Source organism: Geothrix alkalitolerans (assembly GCF_022808885.1).
Lineage (GTDB): Bacteria > Acidobacteriota > Holophagae > Holophagales > Holophagaceae > Geothrix > Geothrix alkalitolerans.
In genome coordinates this window covers 655,044-672,520 of sequence record NZ_JAKZLE010000001.1, presented here as the reverse complement: position 1 = coordinate 672,520, position 17,477 = coordinate 655,044, and the positions used below count along the sequence as shown (strand labels likewise).

The 17,477-nt window shown below is 69.9% G+C and carries 15 protein-coding genes and 1 tRNA gene; 5 read left to right on the top strand and 11 right to left on the bottom strand.

The window, feature by feature from the left end:
• Window positions 1–41: 41 nt before the first annotated feature.
• On the top strand, window positions 42–1,076 hold the full coding sequence (locus MLJ35_RS02985) for a hypothetical protein (RefSeq protein ID WP_243382860.1): 1,035 nt from the start codon (window positions 42–44) through the stop codon (window positions 1,074–1,076).
• 80 nt (window positions 1,077–1,156) lie between these two features.
• Here the strand turns inward: MLJ35_RS02985 and MLJ35_RS02980 are convergent, their stop codons facing one another.
• From MLJ35_RS02980 to carA, 3 genes are all read right to left on the bottom strand, one after another.
• The gene (locus MLJ35_RS02980) at window positions 1,157–1,561 is read right to left on the bottom strand and encodes a CoA-binding protein (protein ID WP_243382859.1); all 405 of its coding nucleotides are present in this window, start codon (window positions 1,559–1,561) and stop codon (window positions 1,157–1,159) included.
• Between the two features lie 113 nt (window positions 1,562–1,674).
• Window positions 1,675–4,884 carry a carbamoyl-phosphate synthase large subunit gene (carB, locus tag MLJ35_RS02975; protein ID WP_243382856.1) on the bottom strand — a complete coding sequence of 1,070 codons (3,210 nt, stop codon included), beginning with the start codon at window positions 4,882–4,884 and terminating at the stop codon, window positions 1,675–1,677.
• A 91-nt stretch (window positions 4,885–4,975) separates the two neighbouring features.
• Window positions 4,976–6,055, bottom strand: coding sequence for a glutamine-hydrolyzing carbamoyl-phosphate synthase small subunit (gene carA / locus MLJ35_RS02970; protein ID WP_243382854.1), 1,080 nt, complete (start codon window positions 6,053–6,055; stop codon window positions 4,976–4,978).
• A gap of 202 nt (window positions 6,056–6,257) precedes the next feature.
• Here carA and tadA point away from each other — a divergent pair, with 202 nt between their 5' ends.
• Window positions 6,258–6,713 carry a tRNA adenosine(34) deaminase TadA gene (tadA, locus tag MLJ35_RS02965; protein WP_243382853.1) on the top strand — a complete coding sequence of 152 codons (456 nt, stop codon included), beginning with the start codon at window positions 6,258–6,260 and terminating at the stop codon, window positions 6,711–6,713.
• On the opposite strand, the gene MLJ35_RS02960 is transcribed toward tadA, so the two are convergent.
• The gene (locus tag MLJ35_RS02960; protein WP_243382851.1) at window positions 6,714–7,760 is read right to left on the bottom strand and encodes a DUF2891 domain-containing protein; all 1,047 of its coding nucleotides are present in this window, start codon (window positions 7,758–7,760) and stop codon (window positions 6,714–6,716) included.
• 78 nt (window positions 7,761–7,838) lie between these two features.
• Window positions 7,839–8,480, bottom strand: a complete 642-nt coding sequence (locus tag MLJ35_RS02955; protein ID WP_243320445.1) for a helix-turn-helix transcriptional regulator — start codon at window positions 8,478–8,480, stop codon at window positions 7,839–7,841.
• Between the two features lie 125 nt (window positions 8,481–8,605).
• Between MLJ35_RS02955 and MLJ35_RS02950 the strand changes: the two genes are divergently transcribed.
• The 3 genes from MLJ35_RS02950 to MLJ35_RS02940 all read left to right on the top strand — a co-directional run bounded on the left by MLJ35_RS02950 (window position 8,606) and on the right by MLJ35_RS02940 (window position 10,472).
• Entirely contained in the window at window positions 8,606–9,832 is a 1,227-nt protein-coding gene (locus tag MLJ35_RS02950; protein ID WP_243382849.1) for a c-type cytochrome, read from the top strand.
• Window positions 9,833–9,862: 30 nt separating this feature from the next.
• Window positions 9,863–10,279: a hypothetical protein gene (locus MLJ35_RS02945; protein ID WP_243320442.1), complete on the top strand. Its 417-nt coding sequence runs from the start codon at window positions 9,863–9,865 to the stop codon at window positions 10,277–10,279.
• Window positions 10,280–10,382: 103 nt separating this feature from the next.
• Window positions 10,383–10,472 (top strand) — tRNA-Ser (locus MLJ35_RS02940).
• Window positions 10,473–10,749: 277 nt separating this feature from the next.
• Here the strand turns inward: MLJ35_RS02940 and MLJ35_RS02935 are convergent.
• From MLJ35_RS02935 to MLJ35_RS02910, 6 genes are read right to left on the bottom strand one after another with little or no spacing between them, the layout of a single operon-like run.
• Window positions 10,750–12,069 (bottom strand): DUF58 domain-containing protein, encoded by a 1,320-nt coding sequence (locus tag MLJ35_RS02935; RefSeq protein ID WP_243382848.1) that lies wholly within the window; start codon window positions 12,067–12,069, stop codon window positions 10,750–10,752.
• Window positions 12,066–13,055 carry an AAA family ATPase gene (locus MLJ35_RS02930; RefSeq protein WP_243382846.1) on the bottom strand — a complete coding sequence of 330 codons (990 nt, stop codon included), beginning with the start codon at window positions 13,053–13,055 and terminating at the stop codon, window positions 12,066–12,068. The genes MLJ35_RS02935 and MLJ35_RS02930 overlap by 4 nt, the downstream gene beginning before the upstream one ends.
• A gap of 31 nt (window positions 13,056–13,086) precedes the next feature.
• Window positions 13,087–14,247 carry a DUF4350 domain-containing protein gene (locus MLJ35_RS02925; RefSeq protein ID WP_243382845.1) on the bottom strand — a complete coding sequence of 387 codons (1,161 nt, stop codon included), beginning with the start codon at window positions 14,245–14,247 and terminating at the stop codon, window positions 13,087–13,089.
• The gene (locus MLJ35_RS02920; protein WP_243382843.1) at window positions 14,244–15,848 is read right to left on the bottom strand and encodes a DUF4129 domain-containing protein; all 1,605 of its coding nucleotides are present in this window, start codon (window positions 15,846–15,848) and stop codon (window positions 14,244–14,246) included. Before MLJ35_RS02920 ends, MLJ35_RS02925 begins: the two co-directional genes overlap by 4 nt.
• Window positions 15,845–16,792 carry a stage II sporulation protein M gene (locus MLJ35_RS02915; RefSeq protein WP_243382841.1) on the bottom strand — a complete coding sequence of 316 codons (948 nt, stop codon included), beginning with the start codon at window positions 16,790–16,792 and terminating at the stop codon, window positions 15,845–15,847. The genes MLJ35_RS02920 and MLJ35_RS02915 overlap by 4 nt, the downstream gene beginning before the upstream one ends.
• Complete coding sequence (locus tag MLJ35_RS02910; protein ID WP_243382839.1) at window positions 16,789–17,475, bottom strand: RDD family protein; 687 nt, start codon at window positions 17,473–17,475, stop codon at window positions 16,789–16,791. Before MLJ35_RS02910 ends, MLJ35_RS02915 begins: the two co-directional genes overlap by 4 nt.
• Between the last annotated feature and the right edge of the window lie 2 nt (window positions 17,476–17,477).

The window sequence follows — 17,477 nt, the reverse complement described above, 5'->3', positions numbered from 1 at the left end:
ATAGGGTGTCGGATCCCCCGTCATCCAGTAGGCTTGGGGCCATGTCCCCCCTTCCCTCCCCGGCCCCGCTGCCCTGGCAGCAGGTCCCCTGGCACGAGCGCCGCTCCTATTGGGAGCTGGACGAAGGCCGGAGGAAGGAGCTGCGCGAAGCCCTGGAGGCCGAGGCTGCGGACCTGGCCCGCCACGCCGGCCCGGCCCTCGACGACTACGCGGCCCGGCCCGGCACCCTGAAGGGCCAGCTGGTGAATGGCGACCTGCTCGCCACCCTGCTGCCCACCCTCCGCCAGAACCCCACCCAGGGCTACGAGGCCCTGGAAGATCCCGCCGGCCGGGCCGCCGTGCACCTAAACGCGCTCGGCAAGCGCCTCCGGGACCGGGCCCTGGCCCAGGCCCAGGGCGGGCCGGTGATCATCTTCATGGGCGGCCAGGCCACAGGGAAGACCACCAACGCCCTGGCGCTTGGCTCCGCCTTCGGCGCCGTGTTCGACGCGCCGCACACGGATCCCGATGGCGTGGCCTTCCTCCTGGACCGCATCCGGAGCGCGGGCAGCCACGAGGTCCACCTCGCCTACACCGACCGCGACCCCGGCGGCGCCCTCAAGGCCATGCTGGCCCGCTCCGAGCGCGAAGGGCGCTATGTGCCCCTGGACCGCATGGCCCGTGCCCACGCCTGGGCCCCCTTCACCTTCCTGGGGTTCGCGCCCCGGGCGGGCCGCTCCCTGCGCCTCTACCACGTGCGCGTGGAAGATGAAGGTCCGGACCACATGACCACGGGGCACGAAGCCATCGCCGCCGTGCGGGCCCGCCCCAAGCCTGTCGATTCCGTGGTTGCCTACCAGCTCCAGACCGCTTACCTTTCCCTACTGAGGATCCAAACCCATGACCCCCGAACCTGGTACCCGCGGGACGTACTCGCAGGACTCAACCGAACCCTCGACCCCTGGCGCCGAAGCGAAGCCGACCATCTCCTTCGCCGATTTATCGAAGCTGTGGCGGAACGAAGTGCCCAAGCTGATCCAGGCCCACGAGGAGGACCGGCTGGAAGTGAGGCGGAGCCTGGGGCTGGCGTAGGCTGAATTCGCTGCACGAATCCAGTCGGGAAGGAATGTTCCTTGAATTCGCAATGCGAATTCCCTGCCGAATGTGCGCAGCAGATTCAGCCCTCGTGGTACCCCATCACCACCAGCAGGCACGGCCCGCCTGCGATGACGCTCATGCCCAGGGATTCTGCCGCGCGGACGGCCGCGTCGCTCTCGGCGCCGGGCTGCATCCAGATGTGCTTCACCCCCGCTGCGGCGGCCTCGCGCACCACCTGTTCCGTGGCCGCGGGCGGCGTGATGACGGAGATGGCCGGCACCTTCACCGGCAGCGCCGCCAGTGAGGGGTAGGCCTTCAGCCCCTCCACCTCAGGGGCCTTGGGGTTGATGGGATAGACCTCATGCCCGTGCTGCTGGTAGCAGCGCAGCACCTTGTTGCCGTACTTCGAGCGGTCCGTGCTGGCCCCCACCACCGCGAAGGGCCCGGAAGCCAGGAACGACTGGATGCGATCTTGGACGGCCATGGGCACCTCCTGGAAAAAAAGACTCTAACCCCGAATGATGCGAATGGACGCAAAGATGGGAAGGCGAGCCAATCCTTATTCGCGCTCATTCGCGCCATTCGCGGTTCCGCTCTTTATGCCAACGTCTGGATCGCCCGCACCTTCATTTCGCCACGGAGGGTCTCGACGGCTTCGCAGGCGGCCAGCGCGGCGCTGAGGTTGGTGAGGCAGGGAATCTTCAGGCGCAGGGCCTCGCGGCGGATGGCGCTCTCGTCGAAGAAGGCGTCGCGGCCCAGGGGCGTGTTGATCACCCACTGCACCTCGCCGTTCTTCAGGAGGTCCACGGCGTTGGGCCGGCCCTCATTCACCTTGAAGATCTTCCGCACCTTGAGGCCCACGGACTCCAGCGTGCGGGCCGTGCCCTCCGTGGCGCAGAGGCCGAAGCCCAGGGCCACCAGCTTGTGGGCCAGCTCGGGCAGGCGGGCCTTGTCCCGGTCGTTGACCGTGAGGAACACCGTGCCCGACAGGGGCAGCGGGATGCCCGCCGCCAGCAGGGCCTTGGCATAGGCCTCGCCGAAGGTCTCGCCGATGCCCATGACCTCGCCGGTGCTCTTCATCTCGGGGCCCAGCACCGGATCCACGCCCGGGAACTTGGCGAAGGGGAAGACCACGCCCTTGACTGAGACGGCCCGGGGCACGCCATCGGTGATGCCCTGCTGCTTCAGGCTCTGGCCCAGGCCGATGCGGGCGGCGACGCCGGCCCAGTCCACGCCCGTGGCCTTGCTCACGAAGGGCACCGTGCGGCTGGCCCGGGGATTGGCCTCCAGGCAGTAGGCCACGCCGTCCTTCACGGCGAACTGCAGGTTCATGAGGCCCTTCACACCCAGGTCCAGGGCCAGCTTGCGCGCGTAGCCCTTCACGGTCTCCAGGATGTCTTCCGGTACCCCCAGGGCCGGGATCACGGCGTAGCTGTCGCCCGAGTGGATGCCGGCCTCCTCGATGTGCGCCAGCAGGCCCGCGATGGCCACCTCCTCGCCGTCGCACACCACGTCGATATCCAGCTCCTGCGCCCCGTCCAGGAAGCGGTCCAGCAGCACGGGCTGGTCGTTGCTCACCGCCACAGCCTCCCGCATGTACTTCTCCAGGCCCTTGTCATCGAAGACCACAGCCATGGCCCGGCCGCCCAGCACGAAGCTGGGACGCACCATCACCGGGTAGTTGAGCCGCTGGGCGATCTCCTTGGCCTGCTCGAAGCTGGTGGCCATGCCCCAGGCGGGCGCGGGGATGCCCAGGCGCTTGAGGGCGCGCCCGAAGCGCTCGCGGTCCTCGGCATCCAGGATGGTGTTGAGGGGTGTGCCCAGCAGGTTCACGCCCGCGGCATCCAGGGGCGAGGCCAGTTTCAGGGGCGTCTGGCCGCCGAACTGGGCGAAGACACCGAGGAGCTTGCCGCCCGCGGCCTCCCGATCGACCACGGCCTTCACGTGCTCGAAGGTGAGGGGTTCGAAGTAGAGGCGGTCGCTGGTGTCGAAGTCCGTGCTGACGGTCTCCGGGTTGCAGTTGACGAGGATGGCCTCGACCCCGTTGGCACGGATGGCCTCCACGGCCTGCACACAGCAGCAGTCGAACTCCACCCCCTGGCCGATGCGGTTGGGGCCGCTGCCCAGCACGATGGCCTTGGGGCGGTCCGTCGGTTCCGCTTCGCTGTGGTCCTCCCAGGTGCCGTAGAGGTAGGGCGTCTCGGCCTTGAACTCGCCCGAGCAGGTGTCCACCCGCTTGTAGGCGGGGCGCAGGCCCAGGGCCTCGCGTCGCGCGGCGACTTCGGCTTCCGTCCCCGAGCAGAACACGGAGATCTGGTCGTCGGCGAACCCGGCGCGCTTGGCCTTCTCCAGCAGCTCCACCGGGAGCCGGTCCACGGGGAAGCTCCGCAGGCGGCCCTCCAGCACCACGATCTCCTCGATCTCGCGGAGGAACCAGGGGGTGATCTTCGTGAGGCGGTGCAGCTCCTCGACGCTGTGACCCGCCTTCAGGGCGTGGTAGACCCAGAAGATGCGCTGGGGCCCGGGGATGAGCAGGTGCTCCTTGAGGCGGCCCAGGTCCAGCTTGCCCTCCAAGGCCCCGGACATGCCCCGGTGGCCTTCCTCGAGAGAGCGGATGGCCTTCTGAAGGGCCTCCTGGAAGCTGCGGCCCAGGCTCATGACCTCGCCCACGCTCTTCATCTGGGTGCCCAGCACCTTCTCGGCCTGGGGGAACTTCTCGAAGGTGAAGCGCGGGATCTTCACCACCACGTAATCCAGCACGGGCTCGAAGGCGGCCTTGGTCATGCGGGTGATGGCATTGGGCAGCTCCCACAGCCGGTAGCCGAGGGCCAGCTTGGTGGCCACCCAGGCGATGGGGAAGCCCGTGGCCTTCGACGCCAGCGCCGAGCTGCGGCTCACGCGCGGGTTCATCTCGATGACGATGATGCGGCTGGTCTCGGGATCGAGCGCGAACTGGATGTTCGATCCTCCCGTTTCCACGCCCACGGCGCGGATGACCGCCAGTGCCGCGTCGCGCATGCGCTGGTACTCCGGATCCGTGAGCGTGAGGGCCGGGGCCACCGTGATGCTGTCGCCCGTGTGGACGCCCATGGGGTCCAAGTTCTCGATGGAGCAGATCACCTCGACGTTGTCGTCCAGGTCGCGCACCACCTCCAGCTCGAACTCCTTCCAGCCCAGGATGCTCTCCTCGATGAGCACCTGCTTGGTGGGGCTCAGGTCCAGGCCCCGGGCCACGATGGTCTCGAACTCGTCCACGTTGTAGGCGATGCCCCCGCCGCTGCCGCCCAGGGTGAAGCTGGGGCGGATGATGGCGGGAAAGCCCGTGAGCTTCAGGAGATCGCGGGCTTCGGCCATGTTGTGCGCGAAGCCGCCCCGGCAGGTCTCCAGGCCCAGGTCATCCATCAGGGCCTTGAAGAGCTGGCGGTCCTCGCCGCGGTTGATGGCCTCGGGCTGGGCGCCGATCAGCTTGACGCCCGTGCGCTCCAGCAGACCGCTCTCGAAGGCCTCCATGGCCAAGTTGAGGGCCGTCTGGCCGCCCACGGTGGGCAGGATGGCGTCGGGCTTCTCGGCCTCGATCACCTTCTCCAACACACTCAGCGTGAGCGGTTCGATGTAGGTGGCGTCCGCCCGGCCAGGGTCCGTCATGATCGAGGCCGGATTGGAGTTGAGCAGGATGGTGCGGATGCCCTCCTCCCGCAGCGCCTTCAGCGCCTGCGTCCCCGAATAGTCGAACTCGCAGGCCTGGCCGATCTGGATGGGCCCCGAGCCCAGCACCAGCACACTTTTCAGATCCGTTCGCTTCGGCATCGCCAATCCTCTTTGTTTAACCGCAGAGAACGCAGAGATCGCAGAGGAAAAGCAAAGAGATCTTGTCTTTCTCTGCGCCCTTTGCGGTGAATCATCTTTGATTGCTTTCCATCAAGTGGACAAAACGCTGGAAGGCCGGGTGCGCATCGTGGGGGCCCGGTGAGGCCTCGGGATGGTGCTGGAGGCTGAAGATCGGCAGTTTCGTGTGGCGCAGGCCCTCGACGGTGCCGTCGCTGAGGTGCTTGTGGGTGACCTCGATCTCCTTGGGCAGACTGGCCTCATCCACCGCGAAGCCGTGGTTCTGGGCCGTGATCTCGATGCGGCCGGTGGTCAGGTCGTGCACAGGCTGGTTGGCCCCGCGGTGGCCGAACTTGAGCTTGAAGGTGCGGCCGCCGAAGGCCTGGCCCAGCAGCTGGTGGCCCAGGCAGATGCCGAAGATGGGCAGCTTCCCGATGCAGGCCTCCACTTCCTTCTGCATGCCGGGCAGCGCCGCCGGGTCACCGGGGCCGTTGCTGAGGAAGAGGCCGTGGAAGCGCTTGTCCGCCAGCTCCGTGGCCGGGGTGTCCCAGGGGAAGACCTCCAGGTGCAGGCCCACGGCCTCCAGCTGCCTCAGGATGCTGAGCTTGATGCCACCATCCAGCACCGCCACGCGGAAGGCGCCGCCGGGGTTCAGCTCGTAGCGCTCCCGGCAGCTCACCTCGGCGCAGAGGGCCTGGCCGGTCATGTCGGGCAGAGCCCTGGCCTTGGCCACGCCCGCCTCGAGGCTGCCGTCCAGCTCGGTCCAGATGAGGGAGGGCTGGGAGCCCTGGTCGCGCAGGTGCTGAGTGAGGGCACGGGTGTCGAGGTCCGTCATCACGGGGATGTGGTGGCGCTTGAGCCAGCCCGCCAGGTCGCCCTCGGAGCGCGTGTGGTCCGGCGAGAAGGTCAGGCGCCGGCAGAGCAGGCCCGTGGCCCAGGGCCGCGTGCCCTCGTTCAGATCAGCGTGGATGCCGTAGATGCCCTGCTCGGGGAAGGTCATGCACACCATCTGCCCGGCGAAGCTCGGGTCCGTGAGGATCTCCTGGTAGCCCGCCATGGCCGTGGTGAACACGGCCTCGCCGCCCCCGCCGAAGCCCAACGGCGCCCGCCCCCGGAAGATGGTCCCGTCCTTCAGGATCAGGTGCGCTCGCATGTGCGTCCCCCGCTCGGCGGCTCTGCAAAAACCCCGCGGGGGCCGGGCCGCCGCGGGGTCGTGAGAATGACATCGGTCCGAAGGACCAAAGTGAGTGTAACGACCTGGGAAAGCGAGGATCAGCCTTTTTGTTCAAGGGGTTTTCGGCCATACTGCTCCTTTGTTCCCGATGTACAGCGCGCTGTTCGGCCACACTGAAAGCATGTGGTCAGGTGACGACATCCACTTCATGAAGCTCGCCCTCGAGGAGGCCGAGAAGGCGGACCGCCTGGACGAGGTGCCCGTGGGGGCGATCCTGGTGTCCGAGGGCGCCCTGCTGGGCCGGGGCCACAACCACCCCGTGAAGCTGAACGATCCCACGGCCCACGCGGAGATCCTGGCCCTGCGAAGCGCCGGCGCCTGGGCGAAGAACTACCGGCTCACGGGCGCCACGCTCTACGTGACGCTGGAGCCCTGCCTCATGTGCTTTGGGGCCCTGATCCACGCCCGCGTGGGGCGCGTGGTGTTCGGCGCCTCCGATCCCAAGGTGGGCGTCAGCCGCTGGCTGGGCGCCCTGGAAGGCGCGAACCTGAACCACCGCATCGCCTTCGAGGGCGGCCTGCTGGAGCCCGAGTGCCGGGAGCAGCTCCAGGCCTTCTTCCGGCGGCGGCGGGGTTAGCTAGCGCGCTTCCAGCATGCGCACGGCGAAGGTGGCCAGCCAGTGTTCCCCCTCGTAGCTGCCAGAGGCCAGGTGCGGCAGCGAGGCCCGGGCGTGACGGTCGGCGGTCCGGATCAGGGCGGTCCTCCTGGGGTCCCTGGGCCCGAAGGTCCGGGCCAGGTCGTACAGAGCCCGCGCCCGGCTCAGGTTCAGGCCGTCCAGGTGGACGATCTTGGGATCCGTCCGGTCTGAGACCACCGCAGGCGCCAGCGATCCGGGCAGACCCGGCAGGAACGCGTCCAGCCAGGGGCCGAAGCGACTTCGGGGCAGCACGCGCGCCATCAGCGCCGCTTCCTCCAGACAAGGCGACAGGAAATCCTCCCCGCCCGGCTCCCAGGCCAGGGGGCCGCGGCGGTCCCGGCCGAACCAGGCCTGCGCCCGCTCGAGGATGGCCGCCTCCAGCCGCGGGTCCGGCGCGGCCTTCGCGTAATCCAGCGCCAGGTCCAGGCCGAAGGCGGAGTTGGGGTGGACGCCGGTGCGGATGGGGTAGGTCTGCTTGGGCAGGAAGTCCCGGTAGGCGGCGGCGATCCGATCCGCCAGGGGCTGCAGGGCCGCGGACCAGCGGCGGGCATCGGGGGTGTCCCAGGTCTTCAGCTCCGCCGCCAGCTTGAGCAGCCACGCCCAGCCGTAGGTGCGCTCGAAGCTCCGCCGGTTGGGCTGGTCCAGGTAGGCCACCTCGACCGCGATGCGCTCCGGCGCCAGGTTCTCGTCCAGCACTGCGCGGATCTCCGCCGCCTTCGCCATGTCCGGGTGGGTGCGCAGCAGGCGGACCAGCATCCAGTGCCCGTGAACCGACGAGTGCCAGTCGAAGCACCCGTAGAAGGCCGGATGCAGGGCCTTCGGCGACTGCACCTCCCCCGCCCCGTTCATCACGTGATCCAGCTTGTTCGGGTACTCCTGCCGCGCGCACTTGAGTGCCAATGCCGCGAAGCGATCCGCCGCCGCATCCGTCAGCGAAAGGTCCGCCTCCTGCGCGGACAGCGAGGCCGCCACAGCCAGTCCCAGCATCCACGCCCCAGCCCCCATGCCAGCCTCCCGGATGCTGGATTCTATCGGATGGCGGCGGACCGAGGGCGCTCGCGATCCTCAGCGCCGGGGCGCCTTCGCCACGCAGAAGCGGCAGACAGCGCCCCCCTTGGCGATGCAGGTCTCCAGGTGGACGCGCATCCCGGAGGCCTGCTCAATGAGGCTCACGTCGAACTGGCAGAGCTCCGGATGCACCTTGGCCACGGAGTGGTAGACGCAGTTGACCGCCTCGATGGCAGCCTCTCCGGCGCGCTCCCCCGGTTTCAGGACGGCCCGGTAGCCCAGCTCGTTCATGAGCGCCGTGACCTTCCTCAGCCGCTGGGCCGGGGGATCGGCGGGGTTCACCTGGCTCTCCAGCGAGGCCGCCACGGCCGCGGCGAGGTTCTTCATGAATGCCCGGGACCCGCCCGGGCCCAGGTCCTGGGCGAGCTGGGCCAGGATGGCGTTCGCCAGCCAGGAGTACTTCTTGGGGAAGACATCGATCCCCTCGTCCGAGATCAGGTACCGCCGCCGGGGCCGGCCCACGGCCCCCCTGGCGTCCTCATAGGTGAGGCAGCCGAGATCCAGCAGCCTGAGTACATGCTGCTGCACTGCCGTCCGCGTGAGGCCGAGGTGCGCCCCCAGCTCGTCCAGCGAGGCCCCCTCGTGGTGGCCCAGCAGGAACTCCAGGATCTTCCGCTGGTTGTCGTGCAGGTGCTTCATGGCTGACTCCGCGGGCGCGTCTGCTGGCGAGAGTTTAAACAATTTAAACATTCTTGTTTGTTTTTATCTGATCCCTAGATTCAGGTGGTGAACCACTGGAGCCCCGTCCGGGCAAGGAGTCCGCCATGAAACTGCCCCTGAGATACGCCCTGGCCCTCCCGGTCGCGGCCCTGCTCGCCGACGCTGGCTGCTATGCCAGCCATCGCGCAGGGGCCGTCCCGGGTGAGCCGCCCCTGGACCCGGCCCTGGTCGCCCAGGGCAAGGACATCTTCCGGAACGACACCTTCGGGGATGAGGCCCTCTGGACGGACACCCTGGGCATGCACCAGGTCATCGCCTCCGCCGTGGACCCGGCCACCGCCCTGTCCGTGGGTCTGAAGGTGGACGCCGAGGCGCTGCCCCCGGCGGTGGTGCAGGGGATCCAGAGCGGGGCCATCAGCCTGACGGACCCGGCCACCACCGTGGCCCTGCTGAAGCTCAACGCCGTCGTGGGGGTGAAGGGCACCGTGGAGAGCGTCAACGGGAAGGACACCCTCACACGGGTCGGCATCACCTGCGCGCTGTGCCACTCCACCGTGGACGATTCCTTCGCGCCGGGCATCGGCAGGCGCCTGGACGGCTGGGCCAACCGCGACTTGAACCCGGGCGCCATCATCGCCCTCTCCCCCGCGGTGCCCGCAGGCGCCAAGGCCGTCTACGCCTCCTGGGGCAAGGGGAGGTACGACCCCCGCTTCAACCTGGACGGCCAGAACGGGCCCCAGGTGATCCCGCCGGCCTACGGGCTGCTGGGCGTGCACAGCGTCACCGCCACCGGGGACGGCAGCGACCTCGCCTACTGGAACCGCTACGTGGCCGTGACCCAGATGGGTGGCCAGGGCAGCTTCACCGAACCCCGCACCGGCGTGAACGTCACGAACGGGACGACGGACCTGGTGTCCGCCAAGCTGCCGGCCCTCCAGGCCTACCAGCTGAGCCTCGCCGCGCCGCGGCCACCCGCTGGAAGCTTTGATGCGGCGGCCGCCGTCCGGGGAAGGGCCGTCTTCGAGGGCCTGGGGAAGTGCGCCGCCTGCCACGCGGGCCCGACGCTGACCGACGCCAACCTCCGGCTTCACCCGCCCAGCGAGGTGGTCAGCGAGCCCGAGCCGGCGGGCATTCCCAGCTACGCCTCGCGAAGCGCCACCAAGATGTACCGGACCGCGCCGCTGGCCGGGCTGTGGCAGCACGCGCCCTATTTCCACAACGGCACCGCCCCCACGCTCGACGCCGTCGTCGAGACCTACGACACGCGGAAGGGCCTCGGATTGACGAGTGCCCAGAAGGCAGACCTCGTCGAATACCTGAAGAGCCTGTGAGTCTCCCCTCTTGAAGAAAGGAACCAAACCATGAACGACAAGCTGAACACAAGCTGGTGGGCCCTGCGCATCGGCCTCGGCGCCGCGCCCTTCCTGGCCGGACTGGACAAGTACTTCAACCTCCTCGCCAAGTGGGAGCTGTACCTGAATCCCCTGGCGCTGCGCGTGATCCCCGTCTCCCCGGCCGCCTTCATGCGCGCCATTGGGCTGGTGGAGATGGCCGTCGGCCTCGCCATCCTCACCCGCTGGACCCGCCTGGGCGCCTACGTCGCCGGCATCTGGCTCGTGGGCATCGCCCTGAACCTGCTCACCATGGGCGCCTACCTCGATGTGGCCGTCCGCGACCTCCTGCTCGCCCTCGCCGCCTACACGCTGGCCCAGCTCACGGAGGTGCGTGAAGCGACCGCGGGCCACAGGATCCCTGGGTACAACCCCGATCTCGCCTGACCCTTCCGCATCGGGATCACAAACCCCGACGCCACGCACGTGCAGCCGCTCCAGGCATCCCCAGACTGGAATCTCAGCCCCAGTTTGCTAAACTGGGCGATCCGGAGAGATGGCCGAGCGGTTGAAGGCGCCTGACTCGAAATCAGGTTTGGGGGTGACCTCAACGGGGGTTCGAATCCCTCTCTCTCCGCCACTGAAGCCGCCGAAAGGCGGCTTCTTCGTGGCGGGGAGAGAGCGATTCGAAGTCACTGAATCGCTGGCAGGTAGCCGTAGGCCTCGACAGCCCGGGGGGCTGTCGAGGCCGTAAAGCGGCGTGCCAGCGATTCGTGCGGCCGGAGGGGACACGGCGCAGCCGTGGCCCCGGAGGGAATCCCGGAGCTTGATTCATCTCGCCGTTCGGCGGAGCACGATCAGGCGGCGGAGAGAGAGGGATTCGAACCCGCAGAACCGCTGCCGAAGCTCCTCTGATCTCAGAACGCGCCGCTCGCCTTCAGTTCCAGGTAGCGGTTGACGAGGGCGGTGGGGAGCTTGGCGGGGGTCACGTCCAGAACGCGGGTGCCGCCGTGGAGGACGTGCTGGAATAGGGTTCCGCGCCGGGCCATGTAGTCGTGGGCCACCGCATGGTCGAGGGCGGCCTCGAAGCCGGTCACGGGCTGGGAGAGGAACTCGTCGACGACACCTTCCCGGAGGTTCGCGAGCAGCACCAGGTGGCGGCTGCGGAGGAGGTCCAGGGCGGGCAGCAGGGTGGCGTCCTCCTCGTCCCGGAGGTTGGTCAGCAGGATGACGAGGCTCCGCTTCCGGAACTGGCGCAGGAAGGTCTCGGCCGCCGCGAGGTAGTCCGGGGCATGGGTGGTGGGCTGCACGTCGAAGAGCTCCTGGAAGAGCCGCTCGAGGGTGACGAGGCTCTTGTGGGGCGCCACGGTGCGCGGCCGGTCCTCCGCGAAGGTGGCCACGCCTACCGCGTCTCCCTGCTTGAGGGCCACGTAGCCCAGCAGGAACAGGGCATTGAGGGCCTGGTCGAAGTGCCCCAGCTCCCGGCCATCCAGGCGGTCCAGCGGGCTCATGCGGCGCCCGCAGTCCAGCAGGAAGACCACCTGCTGGTCCCGCTCGTCCTGGTATTCGCGGCAGATGAGCTTCCGGCTGCGGGCGCTGGCCTTCCAGTCCACCTGCCGGATGGTGTCCCCCTGGCGGTACTCCCGCAGCTGGTGGAAATCCAGCCCTTCGCCGCGCCGGGGGCGCTTCAGGATGCCGAGCATGGACAGCCGCTGGTCCGTGGCCAGGAGCGCGTAGCGGGCCACGGCGGCAAAGTTCGGGAACACCTTCACGGGGAAGGCGGCCGGCAGCTTCAGCGTCCGCGCCCAGAGGCCCAGGCCGGTGGTGACGCGCACCTGGATGGGGCCGAAATTCCGGCGGCCGCGGGCGGCGGGACGGACCTGGTAGGCCTGGTCGAGGAACCCGCGCGCCGGAAGCGCATGGTGCGAGGGCAATCCCCGGCTTTCGAAATCCGACGGGTGATGATCGAACCATTCGACCTGGAGCCTGAAGGGAGAAGGATTCCGCAGCCGCAGCCGCACCTCCCGCCACTCGCCCAGGGCGAGGCTCCCGGGCACCTCCCGCTCGCCGGTCAGTCCCTTGGGCCAGAGGGAAAGGATGAGGTCGATGGCCAGGGCGGCGAGCAGGATCCAGCCGGCGGCCCGCCACGCGGGCATCACCCGCGCCCACACCGAGGCGGCCAGCCCCAGCAGGGTCCAGGCGCCCAGCAGGCGCAGCAGGCGGAGGGTGGGGATCATGCGCGGGGGGCCGGAACCTTGGCCAGGAGGGCCAGGAGGAGATCGTCGGAGCCGAGCCCCTCGATCTCCGTCTCGGGGCTGCGCTGGATGCGGTGGCGGAGCGCAGGGAGCGCCATGGCCTTCACGTCGTCCGGCGTGGCGAAGTCGCGGCCTTCGAGCAGGGCCTGGGCGCGGGCCGTGCGCACCAGGGCGATGGCGCCCCGGGGGCCGGCGCCGAGGGCGATGCCCGGCCATTGCCGGGTGGCCCTGACGATGCGGACCGCGTAGTCCAGGACCGCGTCATCCACGCGGACCGTGGCCGCCAGGCGCTGCAGCTCCAGCACCTCGGCCGCCGCCATGAGCGGGCGCACGCCATCCACGCGGAGGGCGTCGCCGACCGCACCGGTGGTGACCTGGCGGACCAGGGCGACCTCTTCCACGGCTTCCGGGTAGTCCATCCTGACCTTGAGCAGGAAGCGGTCCAGCTGGGCCTCGGGCAGCGGGTAGGTCCCCTCCTGCTCGATGGGATTCTGTGTCGCCAGCACCATGAAGGGGGCCTCGACGGGGAGCGTGCGGCCCTCCAGGCTCACCTGCTGCTCCTGCATGACCTCCAGCAGGGCTGCCTGGGTCTTGGCCGGGGCGCGGTTCACCTCGTCCGCCAGGAGGAGGTTCGTGAAGACTGGTCCCCGCCGCAGGTGGAACTGCTCGCTCTTCATGTCCCACATGGCGTGGCCGGTCACATCGCTCGGCATGAGGTCCGGCGTGAACTGGATGCGCGCGAAGGCTCCCTGGAAGGTCGTGGCCAGGGCTCTCACCAGGAGCGTCTTGCCCAGGCCGGGAACACCTTCCAGCAGGACGTGCCCGCCGGCGAGGAAGGCAGCCAGCACCTGATCCACCACGGGTCCCTGGCCGACCAGGGCACGGTGGATCTCGGTCCGGAGGGCTTCGGTCTGTTCGGCGGCCCAGGAAATGCGGGCGGGATCGGGGGAGGCGGAGGGCGTCGTCATGGGGAATCCTGGGATGGAAGGGGAAGGCGGTTCAGAGGCGCTGGCGGAGCCGTTCGAGCGTGACCAGATCCTGGGCGAGCTGATGGGTGGAGGCGCCGGGCCGGTCATCGAGGGCGGCGCCGATGGCGTCGGGACTGGCGCCCGTGGCCTGGGCCAGCCACTCGGCCTTCGCCCCGAGGTCCAGGGAGCCGAAGGCGGGATTCCGCCGCTGCGCCTGCTTCACGAGGGCCTCCCGGGTCCGCGCCACCAGGACCTCCCCCGCCCCGCCCCGCCACACCAGCCGCGCGCTGGCGGCCAGATGCTCCAGCAGAGAGCGGCGCCGGGGCAGGGGCTCCGGCAGCAGCGGCCCGAAGCGCGGCCAGCCCCGCCAGGCCCAGGCTCCCACCAGGAGGAGCAGGGCCAGCATGGGCTCCTTGGCGTGGGACCACAGCCAGGTGAAGAGGGAGAGCTCGACGGGACGGGACCAGACCACCACCGTCCCCTGGCCCGGCTGGAGCGCGAGGAGCCGCTGCAGGTAGGCGGCGTGGTCGAGGTCCGCCAGGGAGCGCCGGTAGACGAAGTTCAGGTCCGGGGTGAGGGAGAGGCGCCCCTGGCCCTCCTCCCGCGTGAGCAGCACGTACTGGCCCTCATGGCCCAGGGTGTAGTCCCAGGCCTCCGGGTGATCAGGCACCAGGCGCCAGCGGGCGGTCCGCCGCAGCCGGTAGGGCACTTCGCCCTTGTGGAACGTGTCGGTGCCGATCTGCTGGCCCGGCGCCAGGATATCGAGGCCGTCGGGGCTCGCGTCCCGGAGGGTGACCCCGATGGCCTTGTGGAAGGCCGCCAGGCCGCGGGCGTCGTTGAAGGGCCCGGCCGTGCCATCGGTCAGCAGGTGCCCGCCGCGCCGGACCCAGGCCAGCACGGCCTCGATTTCCGCGGGCGTCATGGGCTGGCCGAGCTGAAGGAGGATGAGCACGCCACGTTCCGGCAACTCGGACGCCAGGAGCTCCCCGCCCTTGCGGACCACCGGCCTGCCCCCGGCCTCCAGCCACGTCTGGAGCAGCAGGGTGGGATTCTCCAGGGCCTCTCCACGGAGCCCCACCTCGATCTCCTTCGGGACGCGCCGGAAGGAATGGCGGCTCATCCAGGCGATGACGAGCCCGCCGGCCACCAGGAGCGCCAGGAGCCCGAGCAGAATGCGGCCGGCCGCCTTCATGGCCTTCCCCCGAAGGCCGCGGGCCAGGCATCGCAGAGGTCCTCGAACGCATCGCGGGTCGGGGCTTCGTTCTTGTAGGCCAACCGCTGCCAGGTGGCGGTCAGCAGGTGGAACGCGCTTGCCGGGCCCTCCTCGAGGTGGCCCTCGGCCGCCCTCAGGCAGTCCCCTTCCGTGGCGCTGGCGGGGATCTCCATGGCCCGGCGATGCACGAGCTCGGCCAGGGCGCCCCGGTAGAGAAGGGCCAGGGCCGCCCGGGCTTCACCCCGGAGAAACAGGTTCCGGGCCGCTTCGGGCACATCCGGCGGAAGGCTCTCGGGGCGGATGTCCAGGCCGGCGACGGCCTCGGGCGCCTCCCAGGCCTTCGCCTCGACGAGGGGCAGGCCCAGCCTGTGGCGAAACCGGTACACCAGCCAGAGGACGAAGGCGAGCAGGCCCCCCACCAGCACCACCTTGCCCGCGAGCGCCAGCAGGTCCCACATGCGCTTCAGGAAATCGAGGTTCAGGGGCTTCGCGGGCTGGGCCGGCTCTTCTTTCGCGAAGAAGTAGTCGAGGAGGCTCCGGAGCCACCGGGGTTCGCGGCCGGTGGGCTCGTAGCTCAGGGTGCGGACCTCCTTCGTGTGCTTGAAGGCGGGATCCTGCTCGAGGATCCGCTGGGCCCGCCGGTGCGCCTCATCGTCGGGTCGGAGCGGGCCTTCGGCCGGCCGGGGCGCGGGTTGCGGCACGGATGGCGGGTCGGATTGCGGAGTGGCCTGCGGCGCGGCTTCGGACGCCTCGGGAGCCGGCGCCTGGGCGACCGGTTCCGGGATGGGCGCCTGGGCAGCCAGGGGCAAGGCCCAGGCCAGAAGCAGCGCCAGGGCCAGGGGAGTGGCCAGGCGGGCGGCCAGACGCCGGAAGGCCAGCTCCAGGTCCCATCCCTCCAGGTGGGTCCGGCGGTTGAGATAGAGGCCGAAGCCCCCCGCCACGAAGAGGGGCTCCGTCAGGGTGAGCGCCAGCAGTCCGACGCCCAGCAGGAACCACTGGAAGCCCAGCCCCGGGTTGTTGAACCCATCCCACACCTGCACCCGGCTTCCCGCGGGCATCATGGCCTGGAGCAGGGCGATGAACCCCACCGCGGTGAGGAGGGTGAAGGCCCAGCCCGAGCAGGTGAGGAGGAAGCCCGTGCCGCCGCCCTTCCGGGTGAGCACCCGGGCCCGGCGGCGGTACCCGGCGCCCCGGAGCCCCTCCAGTTGGGAGACGGGCAGGACGTAGCTGCGCATGGGCGAGAGGCGCCGCCAGAGCAGGCCCGCCACCAGCCCCCGCCGGTGGACGCTCCGCCACGCCCCCAGGAAGTCCCACACGGAGGCGGGCTGGCCGAACACCGCCCGGCTGAGGACGAACAGGACGCCCCGGTCCAGCCAGGGTTTCAGCCACCAGAGCGCCACGAAGATCCAGAGGGGCGTCTGGTACAGGAAGGGCAGGAGCAGCGCCAGGAGGAAGCCCAGCTGCAGTCCCCACACCCTCGCCACTGGCCGCCAGTGGACCTGGAGGAGGCTCAGGCCGAGATCCGCCGCCTCCATGGCGGCGCGTGTTCGGGGAATGAAGCCCATGGCGCCCGGCTTCATTCGTGCCTCCGCCCGGCCAGCACGAACCACGAGGCGAGGAGGATCCAGAACAGGATCCCCACGCCCACCTTGACCTTCCAGGGCACGAGGGTGTTCGCGGACCAGAACCCCTCGAAGCAGGCGGCCAGGAAGGTGAGCGCGATGGCGCCGAAGAGGAGGCGGGAGCCCTGCCGGGCGCCCTCCCGCAAGGCCGCGAGGCGGGACCGCCGCCCCGGATGCATCAGGGCGAAGCCCATCCGCAGGCCCCCCGCCCCGCTGAGCACGGCCCCCATCAGCTCGAAAGAGCTGTGGCCGCTGATGAAGCCGTAGAAGGTGGCGGTCAGGCCCTGGTTGGTGAGGTGGGCCATCACCGTGCCCCCGTGGAGGCCGTTGAAGGGCAGGAAGAAGAGGGGGCCGATTCCGGCCAGCAGCCCCGAGGCGAAGGTCTGGAAGTCGATGCCGATGTTGTTGAGGATGTAGAAGCCGAACATCATGACGTCGCGGGTGGCGCCCATGGCGCCGGCGACGGGGGTTTTCGGATCGTACATCTGCACGTACTTGGCCGCCTCACCGGGGCTCAGCATCAGGTGCACGAGGTTGGGCTGGGCCCGCACGACCAGGAAGGCCGCGATCCAGGGGCCGAAGAACAGCAGGCTTGACACGGCCACCAGCCGCCACTCCGCCCGCACCTGCCGGGGCAGTTCGCCCCAGAGGAAGCGGAGCGCCGCCGGAACCCCCTCGCCGCGCTCGCCGTAGATCCGCTGATGGAGGCGGAGGGCGAGCTGCTGCAGCCGCTCGACGAGGGCCGGGCTGTACTGGCGCTCCCGCGCCACGGACAGGTGGTGGCAGAGCCGGCGGTAGGCCGAGGGAACCTCCTCCGCGCCCAAGGTGGCCCGCTCGTCCAGCCAGCCCTGCAGATCCTCCCAAAGAGGCCGGTTCTCCTGCTCGAAGCGCTGCTGCCTCATCGGCCGCCCCACAGGTAGCGGGCCATGCCGAGCACGGCCCTGACGCCACCCGCCCCCCGGCTGCCCGTGAGGGGGCCCAGCACGTCCGCGAGCTCCTCGCTTCGGGACGCTGTCAGGCCCGCGCTCCGCTCGGCGAACGCGAGGATCGCCGACTGCTCCTCGAGGGTGAGCGCCAGGGCGGGCGCCAGGGGTTCGGCCGCCGGAAGGACCGGCGCCTGGGTGCCGGCCTCCTCGTGCACCACGAGGGTGCCGGCCACGATGTCGCCGATGCGCTGGAAGTCCCGTGTGAGGAGGATGCTCACCAGGCCGACCGTGTAGGCCCCTGGCAGGCCGTCCACGACCCGCAGCAGGTTCCGGATGAGGCTGGGTCCCCAGCCGATGGGACGCCCATCCGTCCGCAGGACCCGCAGGTTCAGCCAGCGCTTGCCGAGGGTGCGGCCGCCCCCCAGGACCTCGAAGAAGACCGGGTAGAGCCACTGGGCCAGGAAGACCAGGATGAACCAGAGCCCCAGCCCCAGTGGCCCCAGGAAGGCGAGGGCGATCCCGGCGAACATCAGGCCCATCCACACCACGGCCTGGTCCACGAAAAAGGCCCAGAAGCGGGCCACAGGGCCCGCCGGACGGAGGTGCAGCTCGATGCCCTCGGGTGTCTCGATGGTCCGGACGGTGTCGACGGGCGGCAAGG

Bases quoted from the DNA above. Each gene is read 5' to 3' on its own strand.
- MLJ35_RS02985 (WP_243382860.1), top strand. From the start codon at position 42: ATGTCCCCCCTTCCCTCCCCGGCCCCGCTGCCCTGGCAGCAGGTCCCC.
- MLJ35_RS02980 (WP_243382859.1), bottom strand. From the start codon at position 1,561: ATGGCCGTCCAAGATCGCATCCAGTCGTTCCTGGCTTCCGGGCCCTTC.
- carB (WP_243382856.1), bottom strand. From the start codon at position 4,884: ATGCCGAAGCGAACGGATCTGAAAAGTGTGCTGGTGCTGGGCTCGGGG.
- carA (WP_243382854.1), bottom strand. From the start codon at position 6,055: ATGCGAGCGCACCTGATCCTGAAGGACGGGACCATCTTCCGGGGGCGG.
- tadA (WP_243382853.1), top strand. From the start codon at position 6,258: ATGTGGTCAGGTGACGACATCCACTTCATGAAGCTCGCCCTCGAGGAG.
- MLJ35_RS02960 (WP_243382851.1), bottom strand. From the start codon at position 7,760: ATGCTGGGACTGGCTGTGGCGGCCTCGCTGTCCGCGCAGGAGGCGGAC.
- MLJ35_RS02955 (WP_243320445.1), bottom strand. From the start codon at position 8,480: ATGAAGCACCTGCACGACAACCAGCGGAAGATCCTGGAGTTCCTGCTG.
- MLJ35_RS02950 (WP_243382849.1), top strand. From the start codon at position 8,606: ATGAAACTGCCCCTGAGATACGCCCTGGCCCTCCCGGTCGCGGCCCTG.
- MLJ35_RS02945 (WP_243320442.1), top strand. From the start codon at position 9,863: ATGAACGACAAGCTGAACACAAGCTGGTGGGCCCTGCGCATCGGCCTC.
- MLJ35_RS02935 (WP_243382848.1), bottom strand. From the start codon at position 12,069: ATGATCCCCACCCTCCGCCTGCTGCGCCTGCTGGGCGCCTGGACCCTG.
- MLJ35_RS02930 (WP_243382846.1), bottom strand. From the start codon at position 13,055: ATGACGACGCCCTCCGCCTCCCCCGATCCCGCCCGCATTTCCTGGGCC.
- MLJ35_RS02925 (WP_243382845.1), bottom strand. From the start codon at position 14,247: ATGAAGGCGGCCGGCCGCATTCTGCTCGGGCTCCTGGCGCTCCTGGTG.
- MLJ35_RS02920 (WP_243382843.1), bottom strand. From the start codon at position 15,848: ATGAAGCCGGGCGCCATGGGCTTCATTCCCCGAACACGCGCCGCCATG.
- MLJ35_RS02915 (WP_243382841.1), bottom strand. From the start codon at position 16,792: ATGAGGCAGCAGCGCTTCGAGCAGGAGAACCGGCCTCTTTGGGAGGAT.